Origin of the sequence: Rhizobium rhizogenes NBRC 13257, from assembly GCF_000696095.1 — a bacterium.
Taxonomy (GTDB): domain Bacteria; phylum Pseudomonadota; class Alphaproteobacteria; order Rhizobiales; family Rhizobiaceae; genus Rhizobium; species Rhizobium rhizogenes.
This window is the reverse complement of sequence record NZ_BAYX01000007.1, coordinates 184,097-200,541: the sequence shown is the minus strand read 5'-3', so window position 1 is coordinate 200,541 and position 16,445 is coordinate 184,097. Positions and strand designations below refer to the sequence as shown.

The 16,445-nt window shown below is 60.7% G+C and carries 18 protein-coding genes; 7 read left to right on the top strand and 11 right to left on the bottom strand.

The window, feature by feature from the left end:
• Positions 1–23: 23 nt before the first annotated feature.
• The 3 genes from RRH01S_RS33515 to RRH01S_RS17280 form a co-directional block, all read right to left on the bottom strand.
• Positions 24–323: a hypothetical protein gene (locus RRH01S_RS33515; protein WP_080515863.1), complete on the bottom strand. Its 300-nt coding sequence runs from the start codon at positions 321–323 to the stop codon at positions 24–26.
• Positions 324–606: 283 nt separating this feature from the next.
• A complete protein-coding gene (locus RRH01S_RS17285; protein ID WP_007703267.1) occupies positions 607–867 on the bottom strand; it encodes a DUF982 domain-containing protein in 261 nt (86 codons plus the stop codon).
• A gap of 141 nt (positions 868–1,008) precedes the next feature.
• Positions 1,009–1,677 carry a TetR/AcrR family transcriptional regulator gene (locus RRH01S_RS17280; protein ID WP_012652204.1) on the bottom strand — a complete coding sequence of 223 codons (669 nt, stop codon included), beginning with the start codon at positions 1,675–1,677 and terminating at the stop codon, positions 1,009–1,011.
• A gap of 223 nt (positions 1,678–1,900) precedes the next feature.
• Here RRH01S_RS17280 and RRH01S_RS17275 point away from each other — a divergent pair, with 223 nt between their 5' ends.
• The 4 genes from RRH01S_RS17275 (at position 1,901) to RRH01S_RS17260 (ending at position 6,099) form a co-directional block, all read left to right on the top strand.
• Positions 1,901–3,103 carry a multidrug effflux MFS transporter gene (locus RRH01S_RS17275; protein WP_012652203.1) on the top strand — a complete coding sequence of 401 codons (1,203 nt, stop codon included), beginning with the start codon at positions 1,901–1,903 and terminating at the stop codon, positions 3,101–3,103.
• A gap of 121 nt (positions 3,104–3,224) precedes the next feature.
• Positions 3,225–3,920: a DNA-3-methyladenine glycosylase I gene (locus RRH01S_RS17270; RefSeq protein ID WP_042473281.1), complete on the top strand. Its 696-nt coding sequence runs from the start codon at positions 3,225–3,227 to the stop codon at positions 3,918–3,920.
• A gap of 57 nt (positions 3,921–3,977) precedes the next feature.
• The gene (locus RRH01S_RS17265) at positions 3,978–5,009 is read left to right on the top strand and encodes a hydroxyacid dehydrogenase (RefSeq protein ID WP_034517651.1); all 1,032 of its coding nucleotides are present in this window, start codon (positions 3,978–3,980) and stop codon (positions 5,007–5,009) included.
• A gap of 94 nt (positions 5,010–5,103) precedes the next feature.
• Positions 5,104–6,099 (top strand): prohibitin family protein, encoded by a 996-nt coding sequence (locus tag RRH01S_RS17260; protein ID WP_012652200.1) that lies wholly within the window; start codon positions 5,104–5,106, stop codon positions 6,097–6,099.
• A 20-nt stretch (positions 6,100–6,119) separates the two neighbouring features.
• Here the strand turns inward: RRH01S_RS17260 and RRH01S_RS17255 are convergent, their stop codons facing one another.
• Genes RRH01S_RS17255 through tauA form a run of 3 tightly spaced genes read right to left on the bottom strand, consistent with a single transcriptional unit; the run spans position 6,120 to position 8,821 of the window.
• On the bottom strand, positions 6,120–6,959 hold the full coding sequence (locus RRH01S_RS17255) for an ABC transporter permease subunit (RefSeq protein WP_042473275.1): 840 nt from the start codon (positions 6,957–6,959) through the stop codon (positions 6,120–6,122).
• Positions 6,956–7,753, bottom strand: a complete 798-nt coding sequence (locus tag RRH01S_RS17250) for a taurine ABC transporter ATP-binding protein (RefSeq protein WP_034517654.1) — start codon at positions 7,751–7,753, stop codon at positions 6,956–6,958. Before RRH01S_RS17250 ends, RRH01S_RS17255 begins: the two co-directional genes overlap by 4 nt.
• Before the next feature lie 60 nt (positions 7,754–7,813).
• Complete coding sequence (gene tauA, locus RRH01S_RS17245) at positions 7,814–8,821, bottom strand: taurine ABC transporter substrate-binding protein (protein ID WP_012652197.1); 1,008 nt, start codon at positions 8,819–8,821, stop codon at positions 7,814–7,816.
• 221 nt (positions 8,822–9,042) lie between these two features.
• Here tauA and RRH01S_RS17240 point away from each other — a divergent pair, with 221 nt between their 5' ends.
• A complete protein-coding gene (locus RRH01S_RS17240) occupies positions 9,043–10,413 on the top strand; it encodes an LLM class flavin-dependent oxidoreductase (RefSeq protein WP_042473273.1) in 1,371 nt (456 codons plus the stop codon).
• Positions 10,414–10,416: 3 nt separating this feature from the next.
• On the opposite strand, the gene RRH01S_RS17235 is transcribed toward RRH01S_RS17240, so the two are convergent.
• The 4 genes from RRH01S_RS17235 to RRH01S_RS17220 form a co-directional block, all read right to left on the bottom strand.
• Entirely contained in the window at positions 10,417–11,073 is a 657-nt protein-coding gene (locus RRH01S_RS17235) for a methionine ABC transporter permease (protein ID WP_042473270.1), read from the bottom strand.
• The gene (locus RRH01S_RS17230; protein WP_042473267.1) at positions 11,063–12,148 is read right to left on the bottom strand and encodes a methionine ABC transporter ATP-binding protein; all 1,086 of its coding nucleotides are present in this window, start codon (positions 12,146–12,148) and stop codon (positions 11,063–11,065) included. The genes RRH01S_RS17235 and RRH01S_RS17230 overlap by 11 nt, the downstream gene beginning before the upstream one ends.
• A 119-nt stretch (positions 12,149–12,267) precedes the next feature.
• Positions 12,268–13,104: a MetQ/NlpA family lipoprotein gene (locus RRH01S_RS17225; RefSeq protein ID WP_034517656.1), complete on the bottom strand. Its 837-nt coding sequence runs from the start codon at positions 13,102–13,104 to the stop codon at positions 12,268–12,270.
• 213 nt (positions 13,105–13,317) lie between these two features.
• Positions 13,318–13,806 carry a cupin domain-containing protein gene (locus tag RRH01S_RS17220; RefSeq protein WP_012652192.1) on the bottom strand — a complete coding sequence of 163 codons (489 nt, stop codon included), beginning with the start codon at positions 13,804–13,806 and terminating at the stop codon, positions 13,318–13,320.
• A 338-nt stretch (positions 13,807–14,144) separates the two neighbouring features.
• Here RRH01S_RS17220 and RRH01S_RS17215 point away from each other — a divergent pair, with 338 nt between their 5' ends.
• Positions 14,145–14,534, top strand: a complete 390-nt coding sequence (locus RRH01S_RS17215) for a BRA0787 family protein (protein WP_012652191.1) — start codon at positions 14,145–14,147, stop codon at positions 14,532–14,534.
• A gap of 64 nt (positions 14,535–14,598) precedes the next feature.
• On the opposite strand, the gene RRH01S_RS17210 is transcribed toward RRH01S_RS17215, so the two are convergent.
• Entirely contained in the window at positions 14,599–15,012 is a 414-nt protein-coding gene (locus RRH01S_RS17210; RefSeq protein ID WP_037221179.1) for a carboxymuconolactone decarboxylase family protein, read from the bottom strand.
• A gap of 241 nt (positions 15,013–15,253) precedes the next feature.
• Here RRH01S_RS17210 and RRH01S_RS17205 point away from each other — a divergent pair, with 241 nt between their 5' ends.
• Positions 15,254–16,414: a CaiB/BaiF CoA transferase family protein gene (locus tag RRH01S_RS17205; protein ID WP_042473264.1), complete on the top strand. Its 1,161-nt coding sequence runs from the start codon at positions 15,254–15,256 to the stop codon at positions 16,412–16,414.
• The last annotated feature ends 31 nt before the right edge of the window (positions 16,415–16,445 follow it).

Sequence of the window (16,445 nt, the reverse complement as noted above, 5' to 3'; positions counted from 1 at the left end):
TTAAGCTGTGTCGGGAGCTGGTTTCAGGCTCGATAGTAGTGGTGCCGATGATGCCGATGGGGCCGGTGATGCTTGTGCCAGCCGCGGTGATGACCGCGCCAGTAGTGGCTCCGGTGGCTGCGATGCGATTTCCAGTGATGCCTGTGATGGCGTTGACCGTGCCAATTACGATGATGGCGATGATGACGATAGTCGACCGTCTGGACGGACGATTGAACTTCCGGCTTCGTCATATTCATCATCGGCGTAGCCGACGCCGCACCGGCGCCGATAAGCAGGCCGATACCAAGGATTGCAGCAAGTAGAGTTTTAAAGATTTTCATGATGAACCTCCTTCATCCTCTTCATCCTGAAACCAAGGGGCTGAACGGGGGATGAATGGTTGCCGAGCATTCAATTCGCCTCAAGAAATCGGCTCTGCCTTCCGAGGGAAAGGCAGAGCCGGGAGGCCAGGCACTGGCTCGAGTGCGAACGAGCTTTTTTGGGGGGCGGCGATCTCGTCCGCACGACAAAGGTCTACCACCATAAGCTGAAGCCTGGCTGAAGGGCATCCGATCGGAATGAAAGGGCTTTGCGGATGGACATGGCGCAAGAGACGCCAGTGGCCTAGTCGGCCATCACGGTCTCGATCGGAACACCGGCTTCCATGGCGGCGGCGATGAAGCTGCTGCGGGCTTCGAGCGGCTGCCTCAGCCCGCTTTCAACGTCGGCGCAGACGAGCATGGCGCGCAGGAACGCCTTGCCTTCGGCGACCGGCCATGCATTCAGCAGCATGTCCAATGCTTCTTTCGTGGTGCTGACGGTGTAGGTTGTCCCGGTGCGTGTGCAGATCACCTGCACGGGGTAATTCCAACGTCTATTGCTCATTTTTCGAAGCTCCGACCCATGTCGCGCACGTTAGCGCCTTGGCATGCAAAGGCACAAGTAAATTTCGAAGTAATGTTTGTTGCGCATCGAAGGTACTGAAGCCATCGTTAAAATAGCTCCAGGAAAGACATGAGGCAGGTTTCAGGCGAGGGCTTTCGCTTGAACTCCATAGCCTCGCAGGAACATATCCACGCCCTGTTGGGCTGATATCTCGATGTCCGCCTCGGTTGGCGTTTCGCCGAAGAGTGTCGTCATCTGCAGGTCGGCATTGATCAGCGCGGTGAATTGCCGGGCGGCAATGTCACAGTCAGGGACATGGAGCAGGCCCTGATGATGGAGGCGGGCGAAGATGGCGCCGATTGCCGTGCCAATTTTGCAGGGGCCGTGCTCACGCCAGGCTTCGAAGAGGTGCGGGTAGCGGGGGCCTTCGGACTGGACGAGCTTACGCAGGAATTTTCCGTCTTGATTATAGAGGCAATTACGGTTCAGATTGATGGCGAAGGCGGCCAGATCTTCCCGCAGGTTCTGCGGCTTGTCGGGAAAAGCGGCCAGTGCGGCGAATATGGCGGTATTGGCCCGCGCGGTCACGTCGGCGATGACGGCGATGAACAGCGTCTCTTTTTCACGGTAGTGATTGTAGATGGTCTGGCGGGAGACGCAGGCCTGCGCCGCGATCTCGTCAATGCTCGCGCCCGAAAATCCCTCGCGGCAGAAGACGTCGGCCGCGGCATCGAGGATGGGGACACGTTTCAGGCATTGGGCTGGTCTTGCAGTTCTTGTCTGCAAGGCGGCGGCGTTTCGGCTGTTCATGGGTTGAAGATAATGCGTATTGACGATTTGGACAATAGTGTCTAATTTGACATCTGTGTCCAAAAAAATGGACGAGACTGTTAAGCGCAATTCGGAACCCGCGTTTTCCTCCCAAGGCCGTGTGGCGTTCCGGTGACCACCTAGATTTGAATTCCCCTCAAGGGAGATGCGGCGCGACGGCAATCCGGCTTTCGCGCTCGAAACTTTCTGAAAGATCATCATCATGACGACGTCTTTCCTTCGCTATGCGATCATCCTCGGCCTGCTGTCGGCCATCGGTCCCTTTGCGATCGACATGTATCTCCCCGCGCTGCCGTCGATCGGCAAGGATCTTGCCGCGGAGAACAATGTCGTTCAGCTCAGCCTGCTATTCTTCTTCATTCCCTTCGCCATCTTTCAGCTTCTCTATGGGCCATTGTCGGACATGTGGGGCCGCAAGGCGCCGCTTTATATCGGCATCGGCCTGTTTGCGGTGGCAAGCGTCGGCGCTGCCACGGCCAGCAATATCGAGACGCTGATCGCCTTCCGCTTCCTGCAGGGCATCGGCGGTGCGGCCGGCATGGTGGTGCCGCGCGCCATCGTGCGCGACATGCACACCGGCGTTCAGGCGGCGCGACTGATGTCGCTGCTGATGCTGGTGTTCAGCATCTCGCCGATTCTTGCACCGCTGACCGGCAGCGCCGTCATCGCCTTCTATGGCTGGCGCGGCGTGTTCTGGGCCGTGACGATTGCGGCCATCATCGGCCTCATCCTGCTGTCGACGCAGCTTGAGGAGACCCGGACGAAGGCGGAGCGTTCTGAAAGCGGCCTGGGCAGCGCCATGGCGGCCTATCGCCTGCTGCTCGGTGACCGCAATTTCCTGACGCTGACTTTCATTGGTGGCCTCGGCATTTCGAGCTTCCTGGTCTATCTCGCCAATTCGCCGTTCATCCTGATCGACCATTACGGCCTGACGCCGACGGAATATAGCTTTGCCTTCTCGGTCAATGCCGTCTCCTTCTTCGCCGTGTCGCAGCTCACCGGTTGGCTCGGTGAGCGTTTCGGCCTAGTGCGGGTGATGCGGATCGCCGTCACCGGCTTTGCCACCACGATGGCGCTGCTTGCCATCGTCATGAGTCTTGGCTTCAATCAGTTGCCGGTCCTGGTCGTGTTCCTCTTCGTCGGCTACGGCTTCCTCGGCCTGGTCATCCCGACGACGGCGGTGCTGGCGCTCGAGGATCACGGCGCAATTGCTGGCACGGCCTCGGCGCTGATGGGCACACTGCAATTTGTCACGGCCGCCATCGCCATGATCATTGCGGCCGTATTCTTCGATGGCACTGCCTTGCCCATGGTTGCCGGTATCGCACTCTGCGCCGTCGCAGCCCTGCTGCTGACACAGGCGACGATCGCGCGCCGGCCGGTGGTGGAAGCCGCCGCGGAATAACGCCTTTACAGGGAGAAGAAAGAGGCCGGGGCATTGCTCCGGCCTTTTCGATTCCGGCACTCGTATCTTGCGGAGTGGGCCAAGATCATGAAGACTTCGAACCCAAAAGGGAGAGAGGTGGATGGGTAGCTTCGCGGAGATTCTGGAGCGGGCGGAGAAGCGCAAGGGTGGGGCCGAAGGGCTGAAGGCGCTTATGCCCAAGGCGCCGGATCATGGAGCCTTGCGCGTCATGCCGGACGATCGGCTGCTGTCGGATATGACGCGCTATGTCTTCTATGCCGGCTTCGTTCGCAATGTCATCGATTCCAAATGGCCGGGTTTCGAAGCGGCCTTTTCCGGCTTCGATCCCGCCTTTCTCAATTTCGCGCCCGATGATTACTGGCACGACCTGACCTCCGATAAGCGCGTGGTGCGCAATGGCGCGAAGATCATGTCGGTCAGGGCCAACGCGCACTTCATTCGTCAGCTTGCCGAGGAGCATGGCAGCGCCGGGCGCTTCTTCGCGGACTGGCCGGTGGAGGATCACATCGGCCTGCTTGCCATTCTCGATAAGCGTGCAGATCGGCTCGGCGGCATGAGTGGTCAATATTTCCTGCGCGCTATCGGCCGCGACAGTTTCGTGATGAGCCATGACGTGCTCGTTTGCCTGCGCCTCTCCGGTCTGCCGATCTCGGAGACCAAGCCGGGCAAAAAGGATCTGCGCCTGATCCAGGACCAGTTCAATGCCTGGGGCGCCGAAACCGGCCTGCCGCAAACCTACCTCTCGCGCATCTGCGCCTTCTCCGTCGGAATGCCGGGGGAAGAGGCGGAGGACTGATTGATTTGGTCCGCTGAATGATATTGGATCGCGCCTCGAAATAGGGAGGAAACGATCATGTTGACCGACAACAGGCCTCTGGCCATCAGCGCGCCCGAGCCGCGCTCGCTTGAGCTTATCTTCAGCAAGGATGCGCTGTCGCTCCTCCATTCGAAATATCGGGTCGTCGAGGCGGATCCGGAGAATATCGCCGGGCTTGGCGACGATATTCTTGGTGAGGCACGATACATCATCGGCCAGCCGCCGCTGTCTAAAGAGGTGTTGGACCGCATGCCGCGCCTGCGCTGCATCCTGAATGTCGAGAGCAATCTCATCAACAACATGCCCTATGATGTGCTCTTCGAGCGCGGCATTCATGTCGTCACCACCGGGCAGGTCTTCGCCGAGCCGGTGGCGGAGATCGGGCTTGGTTTCGCGCTCAGTCTTGCGCGCGGCATCGTCGATGCCGATGTCGATTTTCGTCAGGGCAAGGAGCTTTGGGGTGGGGACGGCAATGCCAGCGCCCGGCTGCTTTCCGGCAGCGATATCGGCATTGTCGGCTTCGGCGATCTCGGCAAGGCCTTGAACCGGCTGCTCTCCGGATTCCGCGCGACAGTCAGGGTGTTCGACCCCTGGATGCCGCCATCTATTCTCAAGGAACATGGCGTCCAACCGGCTGGTCTCGACGAGGTATTGTCGGGCAGCGATTTCATTTTCGTCGTCGCCTCTGTCACCAGCGAGAACAAGGGGTTTCTCGGCGGAACGGCCTTCGCTCGCATGCGCAAGGGCGCGGCCTTCATACTGCTCAGCCGCGCCGATGTCGTGGATTTCGAAGCGCTGATGGCGGCCGTCGCGTCCGGCCATATCGTTGCGGCGAGCGATGTCTATCCAGAGGAGCCGCTCAGCGGAGATCACCCGGTGCGCAGTCTCAAGGGCTTCATCCGATCGGCGCACCGCGCCGGCGCGCTCGACAGCGCCTTCAAGAAGATGGGCGATATGGTGCTCGAGGATATGGACCTGATGGATCGCGGCCTGCCGCCGATGCGCTGCAAGCGGGCGGAGCGCGAGACGGTGTCGCGGATGCGCTCGAAGCCGGTCACCCGGAACTGACAAGCGCTGCGGATTTGCCGCCTAAACCTGGACGGGTGCATTCTTACTCCGACTCATCTATGTCTCGGCCATCGAGAAAGTGGTGGGGACAGAGATGGCGAATCGGGAAATCGACCTAGCATATGCGGCAACTAGGGGTCGCCTGCCAGCTTTTCTAGGCATTGCCGCCGTCATTGCTATCATCATGCTCGTCCTCAGCTCGTGGTACACGATCGATCAGGGCGAGCGCGGCGTGATTCTGCGCACGGGCGCCATGGTCGGCACGGCTGAGCCGGGCCTGCATTTCAAGCTGCCGTGGATCGAAACCGTCGTCAAAATCCCCGTGACGCAGCAGGTGACCTACTGGACCTGCCAGAACGGCGCGAGCTGCGAGGCGGGCGAACATCCGCAGATGCAGGCCTATTCGCAGGACCAGCAGCCGGCCGACATGCGCGTGACCATTTCCTGGCATGTGCCGCCGGATGCGGTCGAGAAGGTCTATTCCGAATTCGGCTCGCTCGGTAACCTGGAATCGCGGCTGGTGTCGCGGCGTGCGCCGCAGGACGTAAAAACGGTGTTCGGCAAGTTCACCGCCGCTTCCGTCATCCAGAATCGGGCGCAGTTCAACACCGACGTTCAGGCGGCGATCGAGGCCGGCATTCAAGGGCCGGTGCAGATCGACAGTGTTCAGGTGGAGAATATCGATTTCTCCGATGCCTATGAGAACAGCATCGAGCAACGCATGCTGGCCGAAGTCGAAGTGCAGAAGCTGCGGCAGAATGCCGAGCGTGAGAAGGTGCAGGCTCAGATTACCGTGACGCAGGCCCAGGCGGCGGCGGATGCCCGCCGCGCCGATGCACAGGCGCAGGCCGATGCCGTGCGGCTGCAGGCTGAAGCCGATTCACAGGCGATCCAGCTTCGCGGCGATGCCGAGGCGAAGGCGATCAAGGCACGCGGCGATGCGCTCCGCGATAATCCGAACCTGATCTTCCTGACGCAGGCGGAAAAGTGGAATGGGCAGTTGCCGACCACCATGTTGCCGAACGGCTCTGTGCCGATGCTCAATCTCGATGCGCGGCAGAATTCCGCCGCGCCGGCGGCACAGGAATAAGCTGAGTTCCCTCGATCGGCTCAGCGATGCGCCGACCAGGGCACGAGGCGGCGTTCGATCAGCCGGACGGTGATCTCGAACAGGAAGGCGATCAGCGCGATGACGATGATGCCGCTGATGACGATATCGGTCACCAAGAACTGCGCGGCTGACTGTATCATGAAGCCCAGGCCCTGTGACGCCGCGACCAATTCGGCGGCGACCAGGGTGGACCAGCCGGCGCCGAGCGCGATGCGGATGCCGGTGAGGATCGAGGGGATGGCGCCCGGCAGGATGACGTGGCGCAGCACCTGTAGCCGGCCGGCGCCGAAGGAGCGGGCAGCGTTGACATAGTCGACGGGAGCGGCCTTCACGCCGGCAGCGGTCGACAGGATGATCGGCGGCAGCATGGCGAGCGCGATGACAGTGATCTTCGAAGCCTCACCGATGCCGACCCAGATGATGACCAGCGGCAGATAGGCAAGCGGCGGCAATGGCCGCAGGAATTCGACGATCGGGTCGAGGATGCCCTTGCCGACACGGCTGCTGGCGATCGCCAGTCCGGCCGGAATGCCGATCACCAGTGAGACGGCGAGACCACCGAAGATCCTGAGCAGGCTGGCGAAGGCGTGCTCGAGCAGCGTCGAATCGACGAAGCCGGTGACGTTCAGCGCGTAGAGCGCCTTGGCGACGGTTAAGGGCGAGGGCAGGAAGACCGGCGAGACGACACTATAGGCCGCCGCAATAGCCCAAATCACCAGCAGTGCCAGCACGGTTGCGAGCGAGATCCACAGCGTCGAGCCGGACGAACTGTTCTTGGTTGCGGGCACGGCATCGGATTTGGTGGCGACGGTCGCGATCTTTTCGATATCGGCGGTCAAGCTGCCTCCTCCTCATTCTCGTCATGGATCAGGCCGGTCAGGTCATCATGCAGCCGCTTGAATTCGGCGGACGCTTTGATCTCGGCAAGCGGTTCGCCGGCAAGGTAGCGTTTGCCGAAGGACAGGGGGATATCGGCGGTGATGCGGCCGGGATTGGGCGTCAAGGTGATGACGCGTGTGGCGAGCAGCAGGGCCTCGTCGATGCTGTGTGTGATGAGCAAGGCGCCGGTGCCGCTCTCCGACCAGACCTTCAACAGGAACTGCTGCATGCGGGTGCGGGTCAGCGCATCCAGCGCGCCGAGCGGTTCGTCCATCAGCAGAAAGCGAGGATCTGAGGCGAGTGCCCGGGCGATGCCGACCCGCTGGCGCATGCCGCCGGAAAGCTCCCAGATATTGCGATCGCCGGCACCTTCCAAGCCGACCTTGGCCAGCAGCCCTTCGGCGCGGCGGCGGCGCTCTTCCTTCGCGATGCCGTGCAGGCGCAATGGAAAGGCAATGTTGTCGCGGGCATTGAGCCAAGGATAGAGCGCATCGTCCTGAAAGACGACAGCACGGTCGGCTGCCGGTCCGTCGATCTCCTTGCCATCGACAAGGATGCGCCCCTCGGTGGGCGCGAGGAAGCCGGCGGCGAGATTGAGCAGGCTGGTCTTGCCAGAGCCGGAGCGGCCGATGACGGTGACGAATTCGTCGGAGGCAATATGCAGCGTCAGATTATCGAGGACACGGCGGGCATCCTGCCGACGGCGGTCGCCGGGAAAATTCAGCGAGACGGATTGCAGGGAGAGGATGCTCATATGTGGGGACTCCAATAAATAGGCGCAGGCAAGAAGCCCTGTCTGCGCCGAAAGCGTGGATCACAGGCCGGTCTTGGCCGCGTCGGTGACGAACTTGGCGTTGACGTAGGGAGCGTAGTCTTTCAGCACTGCCGGAACCTTGCCTTGCTCCAGCAGGAAGGCGGAGGTCTGGGCGATTGCCTTTACCGTGTCGCCGCCGAGGAATTCGGCGCTCGCCTGTTCCTTGAGCGTCGGGAAATAATAGCCCTTCAGCAATTCCGGCACTTCTTCCGGTTTCGCGCCGGTGAGTTTGGCGATCTTGGCGGCCTGCGGCGACGAGGCGTTCCAGCTTGCCGGATCGGCATGGTAGGACGCGTAAGCCTTGCCGGTGACCTGAACGAAGCTGGTCACGATCTCCGGATGGGCATCGGCGAATTTCTTGCTGACGATCCAGGCGTCGAAGGTCGGGCCGCCCCATTTGGCGACATCGCCCGAGGTCGCGAGGATCTTGCCGTTTTTCTTGATCTGCGACAGAACCGGATCCCAGACATAGGCACCATCGAGGTCGCCGCGCTCCCAGGCGGCAGCGATTTCCGGCGGGCGTAGGTTGAGGATCTGCACCGTCTTGGGATCGATGTTCCAATGCTTCAGCGCGGTCAGCAGGCTGTAGTGCGAAGTAGAGACGAAGGGCGTGGCGATCTTCTTGCCCTTCAGATCTTCCGGCTTGTCGATGCCCTTGACGGCGAGTGCTTCAGCATCGCTGATATTACCGACGACGTAGATGGCTTCGATCGGCAATTCGCGGCTGGCGGCGGCGGCGAGCGGCGAGGAGCCGACATAGCCGATATCGATCGAGCCCGAGGCGATGGCGGCAACGACGTCGGCGCCGCCGTCGAATTTATGCCAGCTGATCTTCGCGCCGGTCGCCTTTTCATAGTCGCCATCGGCCTGCGGCACGCGCGAAGGCTCGACGATCGGCTGGTAGCCGATGTTGAGCGTTACGTCGGCAGCACTTGCGTAAGAACCGAAAGTTGCGACAAAAACGGTGACGGCCGTGGTGGTAAGAAGATTGCGTCGATTGATGGTCATGTTTCCCCCGGGCATGGTGCTTCGAAATGGTCTTTAATCGCTGACATGGCAGCTGATCCGCACTAATGATCGTGAAATTGATAGAAAATATAGAGATACAAAATTCCGGATTCGGGTCATCCGCCGCAACCTGCTTCCAAATATCGCGAAACTCCGGATCTTTTTGCGGTCGCTGAAGGAAAATAGGCGGGACGATGAATTCAAGGGGTGAGGGCCGTGCAATGAAGCCGATGCAAATCTACGCCTTCGACATGAACAGCGTCGGGCATATCAATCACGGCCTCTGGACACATCCGCGCGATCTGTCGCTGAATTATACCGATCTCGACTACTGGGTGGATTTCGCCCGCACCGCCGAGCGCGGCAAGCTGGACGGCATTTTCCTCGCCGATATCGTCGGTGTCTATGATGTCTATAAGGGCAGCCCCGAGACGTCGATCCGCACGGGTGCGCAGATACCGGTCAACGACCCGATCATCCCGCTCTCTGCGATGGCCTATGTGACCAAGCATCTCGGCTTCGGCGTCACCGTCAATACGACCTACGAGCCACCGTTTCTGTTCGCACGACGGATGTCGACGCTTGACCATCTGACTAAGGGCCGCATCGGCTGGAATATCGTCACCGGCTATCTCGACAGTGCCGCCCGCAGCATGGGGATGGAGCGTCAGCCGGATCACGATGCCCGTTACGATGCCGCCGAAGAGTATCTCGAGGTTGTTTACAAGCTCTGGGAGGGAAGCTGGGACGATGACGCGGTCAAGCGCGACAAGGCGGGCGGACTGTTTGCCGATCCCTCCAAGGTGCGCGCCGTCCGGCATGAGGGCAGCCACTACCGGATGGAGGGCATTCATCTGAGCGAGCCGTCGCCGCAGCGGACGCCGCTGCTGTTCCAGGCGGGTGCTTCGGCACGCGGCCAGGATTTTGCCGCGCGGCATGCCGAATGCGTGTTCATTGCGAGCCCGGTGCCGCAGGGCGCCAAGCCGATGACGGATGCGCTGCGGCAGCGGGCCGTGGATTTCGGCAGGCGTGCTGACGATCTCCGTATCCTCAATCTCATCACCGTCGTCGTCGGGCGAACGGAGAAGGAGGCCGAGGACAAGCTGGAGGATTATCGCCGCCATGCCAGCGTCGAGGCGTCGCTCGCGCATTATTCCAGCTCGATCGGCATTGATCTCTCGAAGTTCAGCCTTGACGAGCCGATCGAACAGAAGACGACGAATGCGCAACAGGCGGCTCTTGCCGTCGTTACCGGCAAGGCGAGCGGCAAGCCCGCGATGACCCCACGAGAGATCATCGACCAGATGGTGCTCGGCAGCCGACAGAAGCCGATGGTCGGTTCGCCGGAGCAAATTGCCGATCGCCTTCAGCTATGGATGGAGGAGGGCGGGATCGACGGCTTCAATCTGGCGCGCACGGTGGCGCCGGAAAGCCTGCACGATTTTGTCGATCTCGTCATTCCCGTGCTGCAGGAGCGCGGGCTGTTCAAGGCGGATTATGCCGAGGGCACGCTGCGCCAGAAGCTGTTTGGCCGAGGCGACGGGCGGCTGCCGTCAAGTCATCCGGCAGCCGCATTCCGTCTCCACGACTAGCTTCTAGCGATGATCGAGCTTGGCGACGAGGCGGTCGCCGAGCCATTGCATGCCGCAGACGAGGATGATCAGCACGACGACGATCGCGATCATTACGCCGGTCTCGAAGCGCTGGTAGCCGTAGCGGATGGCAAGGTCACCCAGTCCGCCGCCGCCAATCGTGCCGGCCATGGCGGAGGCGCCGATTAGGGTTACCAGCGTCACGGTAAAGCCGGCAACGATACCGGGCAGTGCTTCCGGCACCAGCACTTCGCGAATGATCGTCCAGCGATTGCCGCCCATGGCGCGCACGGCGTCGATCAGGCCGCGATCGACCTCGCGCAGCGATACCTCAGCGATGCGGGCGTAATAGGGGATGGCCGCGATGGTGAGTGGTACGATGGCTGCTGTGGTGCCGAGTGCCGTGCCGACGATCAGCCGCGTCAGCGGGATCAGGGCAATCAGCAGGATGACGAAGGGCACGGCGCGGAAGCCGTTGACCAGGGCTGCAAGGATGCGGTTGACGGTGAGTTGCTCGGCGATGCCGTCGCGGCCGGTGACGACCAAAGCGAGACCGAGCGGCAGGCCAATGACAAGCGAGAGCAGGCCGGATGCGCCGGTCATCCAGATGGTTTCCCAGAAGGAGCGCCAGAGCAGGCTAAGGATGATGTCAGTTGTCATAGCCTAGAACCTCCACCCGGGCAGACCGGGCCGTCAGAAAATCAGTCACCTGCGCCGGCAGCGCTGGGGCGCGCGTCGGCACAGCGATGAAAAAGCGGGCGACGGGCTGGTTCTGAATATGATCGATGCCGCCATGGACGAGGCGGAAGGAATGCGGCAGCGCCGCAGAGAGCTCGGCAAACAGCGCGCCTTGCGCGGCCGGGCCGGCGAGGTCGATGCTGAGAATAGCCTCGACACCCGGTGTCTGCGACAGCCGTTCGGCAATATGGTCGGGGAGTTGCGGGCGGATCGTGCTGAGCAAGCTTGCGGTGATCTCGGTCTGCGGATTGGCAAACACCGACCAGACGGCACCTTCTTCGACGATCCTGCCGGCATCGATGACGGCGACGCGATCGGCAACCGAGCGCACCACTTCCATTTCATGGGTGATGAGCAGGATGGTCAGCCCGAGCTTGCGGTTGATATCCTTCAGCAGTGCCAGGATCGACCGTGTCGTTTCGGGATCAAGGGCAGAGGTGGCTTCGTCGGAGAGGAGAAGAGCGGGGCGGGCAGCAAGCGCCCGGGCAATGCCGACGCGCTGTTTCTGGCCGCCCGAGAGAGCCGCGGGATAGGCCTTCGCCTTGTCGGCAAGGCCGACGAGGTCGAGCAACTCGCGGGCGCGTTTTAGGCGCTCGGCCTTGGCCACACCTTCGATCTTCAGCGGCAGGGCGACGTTCTCTTCCACCGTCTTTGCCGACAGCAGATTGAAATGCTGGAAGATCATGCCGATGCGGCGACGCAGCGGCTGCAGCTCGTTTTCCGACAGGCCGACGATGTCGCGTCCTTCGATATGGATCTCGCCACTATCGGCGCGCTCCAGCCCGTTCAGGCAGCGGATCAGCGTCGACTTGCCGGCGCCGCTGCGGCCGATAATGCCGACGATTTCGCCACGCCGGGCAGTCAGCGAAATACCATCGAGCGCCGGCGTCGTGCCGAACCGGCGGCGGACATCGACGAGGCGAATGATCTCGTCATTGCCCGGTGAGCCGGGCGGCGCATGCCCCTCGATGGCAGTGGCGGAAACGAAGGAATTCATGTCAATCTTCTCTCGGCTTGTGTCGTCGGGTGCCGATCTGCTGAAAACACCGAAGGCGGCTCGAGCAAAATGCCCAGGCCGCCTTGGTTTTCAGCGCAGCCCCCGGCGCTGAATTGCTGTTAGTAGGCGCTGAGACCCGTGCCCTTGTAGACCTTTTCGAATTCGGCCTTGACGGTATCGTTCTGGTAGGCGGAGACCAGCGTCTTTACCCAGGCTTCGTTCTCGTTGCCCTGCTTGACGGCGATGAAGTTGCGGTAGGGGTTGCCGTCGATCGGCTCCTGCGCGATGCGGTCCTTTGGCGAAAGCCCGCTCTTCAGTGCCCAGTCGGTGTTGACGACGGCGGCGTCGAGGTCTTCGATCGAGCGGCCGACGATGCCGGCGTCAAGTTCCTTGATTTCGACATTCTTGGGGTTCCCGACGATGTCGGCGATGGTGGCGAGAATGCCGGTGCCGTCCTTGAGCTTGATGACGCCCTCGTTCTGCAGCACGCGGAGCGCACGGCCTTCATTGGACGGATCGTTCGGCACGCCGATGACGGCGCCCTTCGGCAGCTCGGCGACGGTCTTGTATTTCTTGGTATAGAGGCCGATCGGCCAGACGCCGGTATAGCCGACACGGACGATGTGATAGCCGTGCTGTTTGATCTGGTTGTCGAGATAGGGCTGGTGCTGGAAGGCGTTGGCGTCGACTTCGCCGCGCTCAAGGGCTTCGTTTGGCTGTGTATAGTCGTTGAAGACGACTGTTTCGATCTTCAGTCCCTTCTTGGCGGCCTCCGTGGTGACCACGCGCCAGACGTCTTCGTCTTCACCACTGATGATGCCGACCTTGATCGTCTTGTCGGCGGCAAAGGAGGGGGTGGCGACCGTCAAGCCAACAACGGCGACAATGAGAGCTGCAAGGCCGGTCCGGCGGGTGAAGCGCAGCGTCTCGAGACCCTGAGAAGACTTTTTCGTCATGGGAAATCCTGTTCCATGTGATTGAGACGCCATTGTCTCGTTGACAGCCTCAATCATTTCAGACGGCCGCCGATCACGCGAAGCAGGAACATTTGTTGTGTACCGCACTTCTGAAAAACTCTTTTTGAGCCATGCCAGATAGAGAACTAATTTTCTATGGATATGATGTATTATTGTGCATCGAGGAATCTGATTGCATGCGAATTGTGCATATCAGCGATGGATTGGATCTATCCAGAGCACTTCCTCCGGCTTTTCCACCGGTTCGATATCGAGGTTGACCACGACGGGTTCCTGACCGGAGCGAACTAGCACGCATTCCAGCGTTTCGTCGCGGCTGGCATTGATCTCCTGATGTGGCACATAGGGCGGCACGAAGATGAAATCGCCGGGACCGGCTTCGGCAACGAATTCGAGGTTATCACCCCAGCGCATCCGAGCCTTGCCCTTGACGACATAGATGATGCTTTCGAGATCGCCGTGATGATGGGCGCCGGTCTTGGCGTTGGCGTGGATCGTCACCGTTCCGGCCCAGATCTTCTCGGCGCCGGCGCGGGCATTGCTGATGGCGGTCGCGCGATTCATGCCCGGCGTCTGCGCCGTGTTCGGATCGAGCGAATTGCCCGGAATGACCTTCACGCCATTGTCGCGCCAGTGGTCGGAATGAGGGTGGTCGTGATCATGTCCGTGGTCGTTGCTCATGACGGTCCTTTCACTACCTGGAGGAGATTCGCATCTCTCCCGAAGGCGAAGTCTGATTTCAGTCTACGACGAAGCCATTCAAAAATATAGATAATTACAGAAAATTCCGAAAGAGGCTTTTCAAGTCGAGATTAATCTATAGACTTGATCAAGTTAAGTGACCGGTGGGAACATTTCGTGTGCTCCCGCGTTGCGCCGGTTACAGAAGATGGTTTGCCGCGCCGCTGTCCGATCCAATGTTTCGGGGTGCGCCAAACCCAGAAGCAGCGCGTGGGCCTCGGGGGAGGCCGATTAGTTTCTACATTATGCGCCGGACTTCCACTTGAAAGGAGACAGACATGTCGAATGCCTTGCCGCCCCTTCATGAGGGTCATGCCCCCATTACCTTGCAGCAGCTCTTCCGGGAAGCGCTCTATGCATTCGAGGAATGGGACGCGGAGGTCACTGAACCTATCGTAACGTTCGACGGGAGGATTTTCCCCGTCAGCGTCGTTTTTGAAGCCATGCGCGAATGCACGGACATCGTGCCGAACAATATCGTTTCGGCGGTCACCGAACGCCTGACCAAGCCTTGGGCAGGCGAAGGTCCGCTGGACACGATGACCTTTTCGACGGCTGCCCGGGTGATGGGCGTTCTCGTCCGCAAACGGCTCCTGGCCGTCAGCAATGGTGTCGATGTCGTCGCCGTTGCTGTAAAGGGGCAAGCGACGGAAAAGTCGGATCGCTAAGCACAGCATGTGATCTATCGAAGAGCCCGCCGGCTGATGTCCGGCGGGCTTTCTTTTTGCGATATCAGCCGCGGCTGACGTCGAATTCCGGATCGACAGGGATCTGCATCGCCGTCACCAGATGGTTGGTTTGTCCGGCAAGGCCGATGACAGCCAGCAATTCGCCATGTTGCGCGTCCGTCATGCCCTTTGCCCTGGCGGCTGCGGTATGCGAGTGGACGCAGTAAGTGCAGCCGTTGGCCGTGGATACGGCAATATAAATCATCTCGCGCACCAGCGGATCAAGCGCTCCTTCGGCCATCATCACTGCCTTCAGCCCTTTCCAGGTGCGCTTCAGAAGTGTGGGATCATTGGCAAGGCCACGCCAGAAATTATTGATGAAATCGGATTTTCTGACGGTGCGGATGTCGTCGAACACGGCCTTGACCGCCGGGATCGCCTCGGCCTCCGCATCATTCAGCAATTTGACTGTCGTCATCTCAAATCTCCTCTCAACAATTCGCGTTGCTGTGAAAGCTATAACGCATTTTCGGGCGGTCTGGGTCGAGTGGGGGGTCGATTATGTCGCCTCTTTTTGTTTGCAAAATTTATCCATATGTGAAAATACTATTTACATAAGAAAATTAGAGGCTGCGGACGCAGGGATTCGGCTGGCGATTGTGCCGATCGATCTGGGTGTGCGGCCTGCCGGGAGCGATGTCGGGGAAGCGGGAATAGCGATGGTGGTGGAAAAGGAATTGCCGCTGGCCGGCCTGCTGGTCGTGGATATGAGCCAGTTCCTGTCCGGACCCTATTGCACCCTCAGACTGATGGATCTCGGCGCCAGGGTCATCAAGATCGAGCGGCCGGAAGGCGGCGATCTCTCCCGCCGGCTTTATCTCAGCGACAATGAGAGCGGCGATTCGACCATCTTCCATGCCATCAACCGTTCGAAGGAAAGCCTGGCGATCGACCTCAAGAGCGAGCGCGACATGCAGGCGCTGCGCCGGTTGCTCTCGCAGGCCGATGTCCTGGTGCAGAACTTTCGGCCGGGTGTAATCGAGCGGCTTGGGTTGGGTTACGAGACCGCGAGCAAGATCAACCCGCGGCTCGTCTATTGCTCGATCAGCGGCTATGGCGAGGAGGGTCCCTGGGTCTCCCGCCCCGGGCAGGATCTGCTGGCACAATCGCGCTCCGGTGTCATGTGGCTGAACGGCGATGAAGGGCAGGGGCCGGTGCCGTTCGGTCTGGCGATCGGCGATATGTTGGCGGGGGCTGCCGCGGCGCAGGGTATTCTGGCGGCACTGGTGCGTCGCGGCATTACCGGCAAGGGCGGGCTGGTAGAGACGAGCCTGCTGGAGGCGCTGGTCGATCTGCAGGTGGAGGTTCTGACCGTCCACATGAACAGCGGCAATAAACTGCCGCAGCGCTCCGATTTTCGCAGCGCCCACGCCTATCTCTCGGCACCCTACGGCGTCTATCCGGCCAGCGACGGCTATCTTGCCATTGCCATGACGCCGATTTCGAAACTTGCCGACCTGCTCGGCATGGACGAACTTGCGCCCTATCGCGACGATCCTAAAAGCTGGTTCATGGCGCGTGACGAGATCAAGGCGCTGATTGCGGCGCGCATTGCTACCGGCACGGTCGATGAATGGCTGTCCGTCCTGGAGCCGGCGGATATCTGGTGCGCCAAAGTGCTGGACTGGCCGGAGCTGTTGCAGAGCGAAGGGTTCGGAGTGCTAGATATGTTGCAGACAGTTGGGCGCGGCGATGGCGTTTCCCTGGCGACGACGCGTTCTCCCATCCGGATCGATGGACAGAGACCGAAATTCGAGCGTGCGGCCCCCGAGGTCGGCGAGCATAATGCGGCGATCTGGGAGGAATTCGATCTCGGTTGACGACCGAGGGATCGCCCGAGAGATTTAGAAG

What these genes read in the sequence shown, in the direction of transcription:
- RRH01S_RS33515 (WP_080515863.1), bottom strand. Translation starts at nt 323, where the DNA reads ATGAAAATCTTTAAAACTCTACTTGCTGCAATCCTTGGTATCGGCCTG.
- RRH01S_RS17285 (WP_007703267.1), bottom strand. Translation starts at nt 867, where the DNA reads ATGAGCAATAGACGTTGGAATTACCCCGTGCAGGTGATCTGCACACGC.
- RRH01S_RS17280 (WP_012652204.1), bottom strand. Translation starts at nt 1,677, where the DNA reads ATGAACAGCCGAAACGCCGCCGCCTTGCAGACAAGAACTGCAAGACCA.
- RRH01S_RS17275 (WP_012652203.1), top strand. Translation starts at nt 1,901, where the DNA reads ATGACGACGTCTTTCCTTCGCTATGCGATCATCCTCGGCCTGCTGTCG.
- RRH01S_RS17270 (WP_042473281.1), top strand. Translation starts at nt 3,225, where the DNA reads ATGGGTAGCTTCGCGGAGATTCTGGAGCGGGCGGAGAAGCGCAAGGGT.
- RRH01S_RS17265 (WP_034517651.1), top strand. Translation starts at nt 3,978, where the DNA reads ATGTTGACCGACAACAGGCCTCTGGCCATCAGCGCGCCCGAGCCGCGC.
- RRH01S_RS17260 (WP_012652200.1), top strand. Translation starts at nt 5,104, where the DNA reads ATGGCGAATCGGGAAATCGACCTAGCATATGCGGCAACTAGGGGTCGC.
- RRH01S_RS17250 (WP_034517654.1), bottom strand. Translation starts at nt 7,753, where the DNA reads ATGAGCATCCTCTCCCTGCAATCCGTCTCGCTGAATTTTCCCGGCGAC.
- tauA (WP_012652197.1), bottom strand. Translation starts at nt 8,821, where the DNA reads ATGACCATCAATCGACGCAATCTTCTTACCACCACGGCCGTCACCGTT.
- RRH01S_RS17240 (WP_042473273.1), top strand. Translation starts at nt 9,043, where the DNA reads ATGAAGCCGATGCAAATCTACGCCTTCGACATGAACAGCGTCGGGCAT.
- RRH01S_RS17235 (WP_042473270.1), bottom strand. Translation starts at nt 11,073, where the DNA reads ATGACAACTGACATCATCCTTAGCCTGCTCTGGCGCTCCTTCTGGGAA.
- RRH01S_RS17230 (WP_042473267.1), bottom strand. Translation starts at nt 12,148, where the DNA reads ATGAATTCCTTCGTTTCCGCCACTGCCATCGAGGGGCATGCGCCGCCC.
- RRH01S_RS17225 (WP_034517656.1), bottom strand. Translation starts at nt 13,104, where the DNA reads ATGACGAAAAAGTCTTCTCAGGGTCTCGAGACGCTGCGCTTCACCCGC.
- RRH01S_RS17220 (WP_012652192.1), bottom strand. Translation starts at nt 13,806, where the DNA reads ATGAGCAACGACCACGGACATGATCACGACCACCCTCATTCCGACCAC.
- RRH01S_RS17215 (WP_012652191.1), top strand. Translation starts at nt 14,145, where the DNA reads ATGTCGAATGCCTTGCCGCCCCTTCATGAGGGTCATGCCCCCATTACC.
- RRH01S_RS17210 (WP_037221179.1), bottom strand. Translation starts at nt 15,012, where the DNA reads ATGACGACAGTCAAATTGCTGAATGATGCGGAGGCCGAGGCGATCCCG.
- RRH01S_RS17205 (WP_042473264.1), top strand. Translation starts at nt 15,254, where the DNA reads ATGGTGGTGGAAAAGGAATTGCCGCTGGCCGGCCTGCTGGTCGTGGAT.